Origin of the sequence: Gordonia sp. (in: high G+C Gram-positive bacteria) (assembly GCF_020438995.1) — a bacterium.
In the GTDB taxonomy this organism is placed as follows: Bacteria; Actinomycetota; Actinomycetes; order Mycobacteriales; family Mycobacteriaceae; genus Gordonia.
The window spans coordinates 1-10,696 of the sequence record NZ_JAGQTN010000090.1; the positions used below are offsets into that span (position 1 = coordinate 1).

Annotated in this window: 8 protein-coding genes; all 8 read right to left on the reverse strand. The window is 66.3% G+C overall.

The window, feature by feature from the left end; genetic code table 11:
- Positions 1-494: 494 nt before the first annotated feature.
- The 8 genes from tyrS to KDB67_RS07810 all read right to left on the reverse strand — a co-directional run bounded on the left by tyrS (position 495) and on the right by KDB67_RS07810 (position 10,670).
- Positions 495-1,808, reverse strand: coding sequence for a tyrosine--tRNA ligase (gene tyrS / locus KDB67_RS07775; RefSeq protein ID WP_291014470.1), 1,314 nt, complete (start codon positions 1,806-1,808; stop codon positions 495-497).
- 91 nt (positions 1,809-1,899) lie between these two features.
- Complete coding sequence (locus tag KDB67_RS07780; RefSeq protein ID WP_291014458.1) at positions 1,900-2,118, reverse strand: Trm112 family protein; 219 nt, start codon at positions 2,116-2,118, stop codon at positions 1,900-1,902.
- Positions 2,119-2,191: 73 nt separating this feature from the next.
- The gene (locus KDB67_RS07785) at positions 2,192-5,203 is read right to left on the reverse strand and encodes an AMP-binding protein (protein WP_291014460.1); all 3,012 of its coding nucleotides are present in this window, start codon (positions 5,201-5,203) and stop codon (positions 2,192-2,194) included.
- Between the two features lie 84 nt (positions 5,204-5,287).
- On the reverse strand, positions 5,288-6,730 hold the full coding sequence (argH, locus tag KDB67_RS07790; protein WP_291014462.1) for an argininosuccinate lyase: 1,443 nt from the start codon (positions 6,728-6,730) through the stop codon (positions 5,288-5,290).
- Entirely contained in the window at positions 6,727-7,926 is a 1,200-nt protein-coding gene (locus KDB67_RS07795; protein WP_291014464.1) for an argininosuccinate synthase, read from the reverse strand. Before KDB67_RS07795 ends, argH begins: the two co-directional genes overlap by 4 nt.
- Before the next feature lie 106 nt (positions 7,927-8,032).
- On the reverse strand, positions 8,033-8,563 hold the full coding sequence (locus KDB67_RS07800; RefSeq protein ID WP_291014466.1) for an arginine repressor: 531 nt from the start codon (positions 8,561-8,563) through the stop codon (positions 8,033-8,035).
- On the reverse strand, positions 8,563-9,483 hold the full coding sequence (gene argF / locus KDB67_RS07805) for an ornithine carbamoyltransferase (RefSeq protein WP_291014468.1): 921 nt from the start codon (positions 9,481-9,483) through the stop codon (positions 8,563-8,565). Before argF ends, KDB67_RS07800 begins: the two co-directional genes overlap by 1 nt.
- Entirely contained in the window at positions 9,480-10,670 is a 1,191-nt protein-coding gene (locus KDB67_RS07810; protein WP_291014473.1) for an acetylornithine transaminase, read from the reverse strand. The genes argF and KDB67_RS07810 overlap by 4 nt, the downstream gene beginning before the upstream one ends.
- Positions 10,671-10,696: the final 26 nt, after the last annotated feature.

Below are 10,696 nucleotides of genomic sequence, written 5' to 3' on the forward strand. Positions count from 1 at the left end.
CCATGAAAAAACATCGAAACCAAACAGTTTCAACACAATATTTTCAAGCCAGAGAGACAAAAACCTGACCAAAAAATCCTCAAAAAAACAAAACTGGCATCCAAAAATTTTCTTAAAAACTCTTGACTACCAACAAAAAAGTTGGCATCAAACAAAGTTTGTCACACACTATCGAGTTCTCAAAGAACACACACCCACCAACACCACCAACCACAACAGCCGGCGAACTTCAGCGAGCCCTGCTCAATTTTGGAGTTCGTCACCCTCTCCGGGGCAACTCCCCCAGCCTACCAGAGTCGATTTCCGCTTCGCAAATCGCGGCTCTTCGGTTCTGGTGATCACGGTCGGCTGGACCCTGCCTACGACCGCCGAGTGCAAGACTCTCGTGTCACAGACAGCCAAGCCCGCCCGGTTTCGCTTGATTCCGGGGCGGTTGCTCTCGGCGATGCTTCAACTAAGTTACACAGGCGCTAACACGAGGTCAAATCGCCTGGTCAGAAGGCAACTCGCGCGCCGGCGAAGCTCCTCTTCCCGCGGCGCACCACCAGCCATCGACCATGCAGTAGGTCGCTGTCCGACGGAACCCACTGTGGGTCGGTGATCTTGACGTTGTTGATATATGCGCCGCCTTCTTCGACAGCACGCCGGGCGGCCTTGTTGCTGTCCGACAGGCCGGTTGCGACCAGCAGTTCGATGAGGGTCGGCCGCTCGCCGCCGAAGTCTGCCACCGTGGTCTCTCCCACCGCCGCGGCGAGCGTGCTCTCGTCGAGTGCACCCAGTTCGGCCCGGCCGAACAGCGCCTGGCTGGCGAGTTCGACGGCTGCGGTCTGCTCGGCGCCGTGGATGAGCGTGGTCATCTCCGCGGCAAGTCGCTTCTGCGCCAGACGCAGGTGCGGAGTCTCGGCAGTCGCGCGTTCGAGTTCATCGATCTCATCGCGGTCCAGAAACGTGAACCAGCGCAGGTAGCGGACGACATCGGCGTCGGCGGTATTGACGAAGTACTGGTACCAGACATACGGGCTGGTGAGTTCGGGATCGAGCCATAGGCTTCCTCCGCCGGTGGACTTGCCGAACTTCTTCCCGTCGGACGAGGTGACCAGCGGAACGGTCATGGCGTGCGCCGACTCACCGTCGACCCGGCGAATGAGGTCGACGCCTCCGACGATGTTGCCCCACTGATCCGAGCCGCCGATCTGGAGCACACACCCGTACCGGCGGCGCAGTTCGAGGAAGTCGTTGGACTGCAGCAACACATAGCTGAACTCGGTGTAGCTGATGCCGTCGCTCTCCAGTCGCCGGCGGATCGTCTCCCGGGCGAGCATCACATTGACAGAGAAGTGCTTTCCGACGTCGCGCAGGAAGTCGACGGCGCTCATCTGCGAGGTCCACTGCATGTTGTCCACCAGGACCGCGCTGTTCGCCGAGTCATCGATGGCGACGAACCTGCGAAGCTGGTCGGCGATGCGGGTGGCCCACTCGGCGACGGTGTCGGTGGAGTGCATCGAGCGCTCCCCCACATCACGCGGATCACCGATAAGCCCGGTGGCGCCGCCCGCCAGTACCACGGGCCGGTGACCGGCGAGCTGGAAGCGCCGCAAGGTGAGCAACGGGACCAGATGGCCTGCGTGCAGGCTCGACGCCGTCGGGTCGAACCCGGCGTACAGCGAGATCGGCGCACTCAAGGCGGACCGCAGTTCGTCGATGTCTGTCGACTGGGCGATCAGCCCGCGCCAGGTGAGCTCGTCGATGAGGTCATCGTGGCCGGGACCCGTGGGTTCGGCCTCGGAGCTGTCACCGGACTGCTGAATCTGGTCTGTCGTCACGGGTCAATCCTGCCATCTACCGCGAACGCCACCGACACCACCGGACCCGACGTCCGAGTACCCGACGACCGCACTGTCAGTGGGACGAACTCAAGTGCGCGTGTTCGGCGTCGTCCGTCACCGAACGCGCATCGCTGACCAGCATGTCCGGGATGCCGTCGGCGTCGATCGGGTACGCGACGCGCAACCGCGGGTTGTAGAGTTCGTCGCCCGCGTCGAGCAGCGGACCGTGATCCTGCGGACATACCAGACGCTCCCGGACGACCTGCGGGATCGACCCTGCCCGTGTGCTCACGCGATTCCTCTTTCATTGACGTCACCGGTGCGGTGTCCGGCAGGTCGCCGGCCGAATGCCACCCTATCGGCGATCAGCGCGACACACTCGGCTGGTCCCGGCGTTGCAATGTCCGGTGGGACCAGTCGATCTCCGCCGCGATGTTCTTTGTGTAGCGCCGGTAGCGGCCCTCGTCGTCCCGATACCAGACCTTGAGGCCCGGTTCGGGAATACCGTTCGCCGCGAGCGCGGCGGCTAGTGGCCGGTACGAACTCGACACGGGGATTTCATCGACCACGCAGATCAGATGCGGTCGCAGTGCCGCCGGTACCTCACCGAGAGCGAGACGCAAAGCGGTAACCGTCAACGAGTCCGCCGATGCGCCTGTGCGCAGGGTGAGGGCAGCGACCATGATCTGGCTACCGGCCTCGCCCACCGGGTACGCGGCCACCTGATCGACGCCGTCGACCTGGGAGAGGTGATACTCGACCGGCGGACTGAACAGCGGACCGTCGGCGCTGTGGATCACCCGATCCAGTGCCGACACCAACCACAGGTCGTTATCCACGTCACGCACGAACAGCTGCGGGACGACCTCCCAGCGGTCACCGGGCGCGAACACACCACGCAGGACGGTTCCGTTGGTGTCGAAGCGGTGTGTTGCTCGCGAGAGCAGCAGGCCGGGCATTCCGGCATCCGCTTTCCGCACGAATCCGGAGTCGTCGATGATCAGACGATCGTTGGCCACATCCCAGGCCGCCAGTTCGACGTGGTTCGTTCCGGGCAGCGACTGTCCCATCGCGCCCGGCTTGTCGCCGGCGACGTTGGCCAGGATCACCGAACCGTCCGCGGTGGCGAAGAACTCCAGGACCCGGGCCCTCGGGAAGGTGTCGGTGACGTCGTTCCAGAGTCCGCCAGGCATCCCCGAACCCATGAACAGCCGGATCGGGTTGTAGCGATTGATCTGCAGATCGTCCGCGCGGATCACTTCCCGCAGCATCGACCAGGTGTACGACACGACGGTGACGCCGTATCGATCGATCTCGGCGGCGAACGTCTCCGGTTCGATGGCATTCGAGAGGGCGATCCTGGACCGTCCGGCGACGGCCGCGCCGATAGTGGTCAGCAGACCCGACGCGTGATGCAGCGGCGGGAGGCAGTAGACGGTGTCGCGGTCGGTCAGCGCAGCTGCCGACGCGGCACCGAAAGCGGACATCGCGAACCTGTGGTTGGTGACGCGCCACGGGTTGAGCTTGCCGCCCGACCGGGTGAACAGGATGAAGGCCACGTCACCGGCGACACCGGGATCGGGCCGGTACCACTTCGGGATCTCGACGGCGGACGGCTCGATCTGTTCCATGTCGACCACGGATGTACCGTCGGCTCCGGCGATCCGGCGCGACTGGCCGCTGCCACCGCCGAGAACGAGTACGTGGTCGCAACCCGAACGCGCCGCTTCCAGATTGTCGGGGTCGGTGACGACGGCCGCACAATGCGTCACACGCAGCATCTCCCCCAGATCGGCGTCGGGCGACAGCATCACGGCGACCGCACCGAGCCGCGACAGCGCGGCGACGACAACCAGTGCGCTGGGACGCGTCTCCATCAGCACACCAATCGGGGTTCCGGGCCGGATACCGCAGTGGATCAGGCCCGCGACGACGTTGTTGATGCGAGTGTTCACCTGTCGGTGCGTGAGAACCCGATTCTCGAACAGGAACAGCTCTTTGTCACCGCCGCGCTTGGTGTTCTCCGACATCAGCTTGCCCAGCGAGATCTGGGTGTCGGCCTGAATCTGTCCCATGCGGCTGAGCATCATCGGCACGCTGCGCACTGACTCGCGCGCCACGGCCACAGTGGTGCGCTGCAGCGAACCGGCCGCATCGGCGATGTCCTTGGTCAGATTGGCTCCGGCCATCGCCACCGACCCGAAACCGTGCGTCAACCGCGAAGACAGACTGACGCCGGATCCCTGGCCGCCTTCGGGTACCTCGGCCATCTTCTCGATGACCTCGGGCCGGGGGCCGATGCCCTCGTGCCAGTTGATCCATTCGGCGGTTGTCGGCCACGAGTGCGCACCCGCGGCACTACCCACCACCAGTCCGAAATGCCCGACCGGCATGGTGGATTCGTAAACCTCGGCGCGGGAGGCGGCCCGGACGATACCGCGCACGGCCACCGGCTGTCCGATGTCGTCGGCGGTGCCCACGAACGCGAGGATCGGCATCGTGAGTTCGGTGAGAGACACCAGCACACCGTCGATCACGAAGCCGCCCGACATCATCCGGTTGTGGGCCACGAATTGGCGCAGCAACTCGGCGATCGCCGGACCGGACCAGGCCACCCAGCCGTCGACCTCAAGGAACCTGCGTGCTTCCTCTCGTGGCAGCAGTGCGTCGCGGTCGTGGAGTTTGCGCAGGAAGTCGATCCGGCCCTTGATCGTCTTCACCGGATCGAGCATCTGAAAACCGGTGCGCGACATCCAACCCGGGATCCACAGCCGGTTGACCACATTGTCGGCGAGGAACTCCGAGACCGGTGCGGCGATGGATGCGGGAACATGCATCGGCAGGCCACCGAGCACATCGACCGGGCTGCCGTAGCTGGTGATGCTCTTGATGTTCTTGGATTGCCGGTACGAGGCCGCCTGGTAGGCGAACATACCGCCCTGCGAGTAGCCCGAGAGGTGGATGTCGCGGCCCGCGGTCTCGACGACGATGTCGATCGCCCGGTTGACCGCCAGCACGTGGTCGGCCAGCGTGCGCTCGAGCCCGCCCTCCTCCGCGTCGGGTGATCCGAAGTCGATCACCCACGGGATGATGCCGTGCTGGTGCAGGATCGACACCGCTCCATTGGTCTCGGTGACGTCGTAGACGTTGGCGGCCACCATCAGCGGTGGGATAAGCAAGACATGCGGACCTGTTCCCGGGTCGTCGGGAAAGTACCGCCGGAGCCGGAACATCGGCTCGTTCTCGGCAACGATGAACGGTGTGGGATCGATCCCGGTGTCGAGTGAGCCGAAGCGCAGTACCTCCAGCCCGTTCTGTGCGGTGGCGAGCACGCGCTCGACCGCGGCGCCCACACCAGGAATTCCGAATCCCACCATCTTCACCCAACTCCTACCTGGTCAAGCGACCCACATGTCACGGCGTGCGCTCACTGTACCCACTTGAACGCGATGCGAGCACCGCTACCGTCTCGCACCGGCCGGCCACCGGTCACGAAGACCGGGTAACGCCTCCGAGATGACCGCGAGTTGCCGCCGGACCTGACTGGACGACGTTCCGCCCAGAGCATCGCGAGACTCGATCGACCCACGCACCGTCAGCACGTCCCGGACCTCGGGTGTGAGTGCCGGATCAATACCCGCGAGCACCTCGTCGTCGAGATCGTCGAGACCGACCCCTCGCGACTCCGCGGCACGCACGCACGCACCGGCCACCTCATGTGCCACCCGGAACGGAACTCCCTGCCGGACAAGCCATTCAGCGATGTCCGTCGCCAGCGTGAAGCCGGCCGGGGCGAGTTCGGCCATCCGGTCCGCATGGAACTCGAGCGTGGCCACCAGGCCGGTGATCGCGGGTAGCAGCAGATCCAGCTGCGCCACCGCGTCGAAGACCGGCTCCTTGTCCTCCTGCAGGTCACGGTTGTAGGCCAGCGGTTGTGCTTTGAGAGTCGCCAACAGACCCGTCAGATCGCCGATGAGGCGGCCTGTCTTGCCGCGGGCCAGCTCGGCGACATCGGGATTCTTCTTCTGCGGCATGATCGAACTTCCGGTGGACCATGCGTCCGCCAATGTGACGTACCCGAATTCCGGTGTGCTCCAGATGATGATCTCTTCGCTCAGGCGCGACAAGTCCACCGCGATCATCGTGAACACGAACAGCGCCTCGGCGGCGAAATCCCGCGACGATGTCGCGTCGATCGAGTTCTCGGCCGCCGCGGAGAATCCGAGATCGGCCGCGATCGCAGCCGGGTCCAGACCCAGCGACGAACCGGCCAGGGCCCCGGACCCGTACGGGGACACCGCGGTCCGGCGGTCCGCATCGGCGAGGCGGTCGACATCACGCAGCAGCGGCTGGGCGTGCGCGAGCAGATGGTGCGCCAGCAGCACCGGCTGTGCGGCCTGCAGGTGCGTCTTACCGGGCATCACCACATCGGGATGGGCCGCGGCCTGACCGGTGAGGGCCTCGACGACGTCGAGCACCCCTGACCCCACCCGTCGCATCGCATCGCGCAACCACATCCGGAACAGCGTGGCCACCTGGTCATTGCGGGACCGGCCGGCGCGCAGGCGACCTCCCAGTTCGGCACCGACGCGCTCGATGAGCCCGCGTTCGAGCGCACCGTGCACGTCCTCGTCGGATTCGGCGGGCGCGAAGGTGCCGTCGGCGACGTCGGCCGCGAGCCGGTCCAGGCCTGCCAGCATCGCGGTCAGGTCGTCGTCGACTAGCAGACCCGCCTTGTTGAGCACACGGGCGTGCGCCTTGGACGCCTCGATGTCATAGGGAGCCAGCACCCAGTCGAAGTGCGTCGACTTGCTGAGCGCAGCCATGGCGGCGGCCGGTCCGTCGGCGAACCGGCCGCCCCACAGGGAACCCTCGTTGGTGGAGCCGCCGGTGTTCGCGGTCACAGACCCAGATCCCGCTTGGCCGAGATCTTGGACGAAAGTCCGTGCAGCTCAACGAAACCGCGGGCCGCGGACTGGTCGAAGCTGTCGCCCTCGTCGTAGGTGGCGAGGTTGAAGTCGTACAACGACTCGCTGCTGCGCCGGCCGGTGGCCGCGATATGACCGCCGTGCAGGACGAGCCGGATGTCGCCGCTGACGTGCGCCTGCGTCGCGTCGACGAAAGCCTCCAGCGAACGACGCAGCGGCGAGAACCACAGGCCGTCGTACACCAGCTCGGCCCACTTGCGGTCGGTACCGCGCTTGTAGCGGCCGAGTTCGCGTTCGATGGTGACGTGCTCGAGTTCTTCGTGTGCCCGGATCAGCACCATCGCGCCCGGTGCCTCGTACACCTCGCGGCTCTTGATGCCCACGAGCCGATCCTCGACCACGTCGAGACGGCCGACGCCCTGCGCGCCCGCGCGCCGGTTCAGTTCGACGATCGCCTCGAGCACCGACACCGGGCGGCCGTCGATGGCGACGGGGCGGCCCTTGTCGAAGCTGATGATGACCTCGTCGGGCGACTGCCAGTTGAGCGTTGGGTCGTCGGTGTAGTCGTAGACGTCCTTGGTGGGGGCGTTCCACAGGTCTTCGAGGAAGCCGGTTTCGACGGCGCGGCCCCACACGTTCTGGTCGATCGAGAACGGCGACTTCTTGGTGACGTTGATCGGGATGGCGTTCTCCTCGGCGAACGCGATCGCCTTCTCCCGGGTCCACGCGTAGTCACGCACCGGCGCGAGCACATCGAGATCGGGTGCGAGAGTGGCGAAGGCGACCTCGAACCGCACCTGGTCGTTGCCCTTGCCGGTGCAGCCGTGCGCGACGACGGTGCCGCCGTGATTGCGGGCCGCCTGCACGAGGTGCTTGGCGATCAGCGGCCGCGAGAGCGCCGATACCAGCGGGTACCGGTCCATGTACAAGGCGTTCGAGGTGATGGCCGGCAGGCAGTACTCGTCGGCGAACTCGTCGCGGGCGTCGACCACCACGGCCTCTACGGCACCGCAGTCGAGAGCACGCTGACGCACCACCTCCATGTCCTCGCCGCCCTGGCCGAGATCGAGGGCCACGGCCACGACCTCCTTGCCGGTTTCCTTCTGGATCCAGCTGATGGCGACGGAGGTGTCGAGGCCGCCGGAGTAGGCGAGAACAACGCGTTCGGTCATGGGATGTGCGCTCCTTTGTGTCGAGAGGAAAGTCTATTGAGTGCTGATGACTCGTGTGTTCGGGGGATGTGGTCACCTGGGAGTGGTCTGGTCGATGTCGGGCCGGTTACACCAGGCCCTCGATTCGCCGGGCCAGGCCGGCACCGTCGAGCGGCTCGCGGGCCACCACGAGGATCGTGTCGTCGCCGGCGATGGTGCCGACGATGTCGGACAGACTCGCCCGATCGATCGCGCTGGCCAGGTAGTGCGCGGCCCCAGGCGGAGTGCGCAGCACTGCGAGGTTGCCGCTGGCGTCGGTGGAGACGAGCAGTTCGGACAGCAGCCGCGCGAGCCGGTCGGTGCCGCCGGCCACCCCGCGGACCGGTGACCCGTCCTCGGGAACGACGTAGATGCCCGCACCTCCGTCCGCCGCCCGCAGCTTGACCGCCCCCAACTCGTCGAGGTCCCGGGACAGCGTCGCCTGTGTCGCCTCTACGCCCTCTGCGGCCAGCAGTTGCTGCAGCGCCGACTGGCTGCGGACCTGATGGGTGGACAACAGAGTGACGATCAGTGCGTGCCGGCCCGCCCGGGTCTGTGCGAGCCGGGACTCCGGCAGGCGACCGGTGGCATCGGCGGCGGGGGTGTCGGGCGCGACCACTACTGCCCCAGCAACCAGATCAGCAGGGCCTTCTGCGCGTGTAGTCGGTTCTCCGCCTCATCGAAGACGACGCTGGCCGGTCCGTCGATCACCTCGTCGGTGATCTCGTCACCCCGGTGCGCGGGAAGGCAATGCAGCACAATCGCTTCCGGATCGGCCAGGGCCAGCAGTTCGGTGTTGATCTGATACGGCCGGAACGGGGCGCGCCGGTCCTTGCCGTCGCTTTCCTGCCCCATCGACACCCAGGTGTCGGTGACGAGCACGTCCGCGCCGGTCGCGGCGGCCCGGGGATCGCGTTCGAGGGTGATGGATCCACCTGTGGCAGCGGCACGTTCGCGAGTCGCGTCGATGACGGCCGGGTCCGGGTCGAATCCTTCGGGAGCCGAGATCGTGACGTGCATCCCGGCGGTGACCCCGCCGAGTGCCAGCGAATGCGCCATGTTGTTGGCACCGTCGCCCAGGTAGGTCATCGTCAGGCCTGCGGTGCGTCCCTTGCGTTCGATGATGGTCTGCAGGTCGGCCAGGATCTGGCACGGATGCCACATGTCCGACAGGGCGTTGATCACCGGCACCGAGGCCTGCGACGCCATCGCTTCGAGCCGCTCATGTCCGGAGGTGCGCCACACGATCGCCTCGACGAACCGGGACAGCACGCGGGCGGTGTCCTCGATGGTCTCGTCGCGGCCGAGCTGGGTGGTGGTGCCGTCGACGACCACCGCGTGGCCGCCGAGCTGGGCGACGCCGAGCTCGAACGAGAACCGGGTGCGGGTGGAGTTCTTGTCGAAGATCACGCCCACGCCACGCGGCCCTTCGAGCGGCCGTGCACCGAACGGGTCGGCCTTGACGGAGGCCGCAAGGGCAAGTATCTGTGCCTGTTCCTCGGGGGTGACGTCGTCGTCACGCAAGAAGTGCCGGGTCACTGTGGTGCCTCCTGGTCGCGCGTTGCCGCGTCAAGGATCGCCGGCAGTGCGCCGACGAATTGTCTGCCCTGATCCTCGGTGAGAATGAGTGGTGGCGCGAGTCGCAGCACGTCGGGCGCGGGCGCGTTGATCAGATAGCCCGCGTCGCGTGCCGCCATCTCGACGGCCGATGAGATGGGCTGCGCCAGAGTCACCCCGAGCAGCAGCCCTGCGCCACGGACGCCGGTCACCATCGGATGACCGAGTTCCTCGATACCGGCGGCGATCGTCTTACCCACTGCCGCAACGTGATCGGTGAGTCCGTCGTCGTCGATCGTGTTGATGACGGCGAGCGCTGCGGCCGCTGCAACGGGGTTACCGCCGAAGGTGGTGCCGTGCTGACCCGGCCCGAACAGGTCGGCGGCCGGTCCGGTGGCCAGGACGGTGCCGATCGGCAGTCCTCCGCCGAGTCCCTTGGCGAGGGTCAGTACGTCGGGAACGATGCCGGCGTTCTGGTGCGCGAAGAATGCCCCGGTGCGGGCGACGCCGGTCTGTACTTCGTCGAGGATCAGCAGGGCGCCGCGTTCGGCGGTGATCCGTCTGGCGTGCGCGAGATAGTCCGCGGGCGGCACGATCACGCCGGCCTCACCCTGGATGGGCTCGAGAATGACCGCGGCGGTCCGATCGGTGACGGCGGCGTCCAGCGCGTCGGCGTCACCGTACGGAACGAACCGGACGCCGGGCGGCATCGGTTCGAACGGGGCGCGTTTGCCCGGCTGGCCGGTCATGGCCAGCGCTCCCATGGTTCGTCCGTGAAAGCCCATCTCGGCGGCGACGATCTCGGGACGTCCGGTGAGCCGGGCCAGTTTGAATGCGGCCTCATTTGCCTCGGTGCCGGAGTTGCAGAAGAACGCCTTGCCCGGATGACCGAACTTGTCGAGCAACCGCTCCGCGAGTTCGACGACGCGCGGATTTATGTACAGGTTGGACACGTGGCCGAGGGTGCCGAGCTGTTCGGTGACGGCCTCGATGATCGCCGGGTGGGCGTGCCCGAGCGCGTTGACCGCGATACCACCCAGCAAGTCGAGGTACTCGCGCCCGTCGGCATCGGTGACGACGGCTCCCTTGCCGCCCACCAGTGCCAGCGGCGGGGTTCCATAGTTGTTCATCAGCGATGCGGACCACCGCTGCGCCAGAGTTGTCATGATTCGGTCCGATCGGTGGTGCCAGGAAC

Bases quoted from the DNA above. Each gene is read 5' to 3' on its own strand.
- KDB67_RS07785 (WP_291014460.1), bottom strand. From the start codon at position 5,203: ATGGTGGGATTCGGAATTCCTGGTGTGGGCGCCGCGGTCGAGCGCGTG.
- KDB67_RS07795 (WP_291014464.1), bottom strand. From the start codon at position 7,926: ATGACCGAACGCGTTGTTCTCGCCTACTCCGGCGGCCTCGACACCTCC.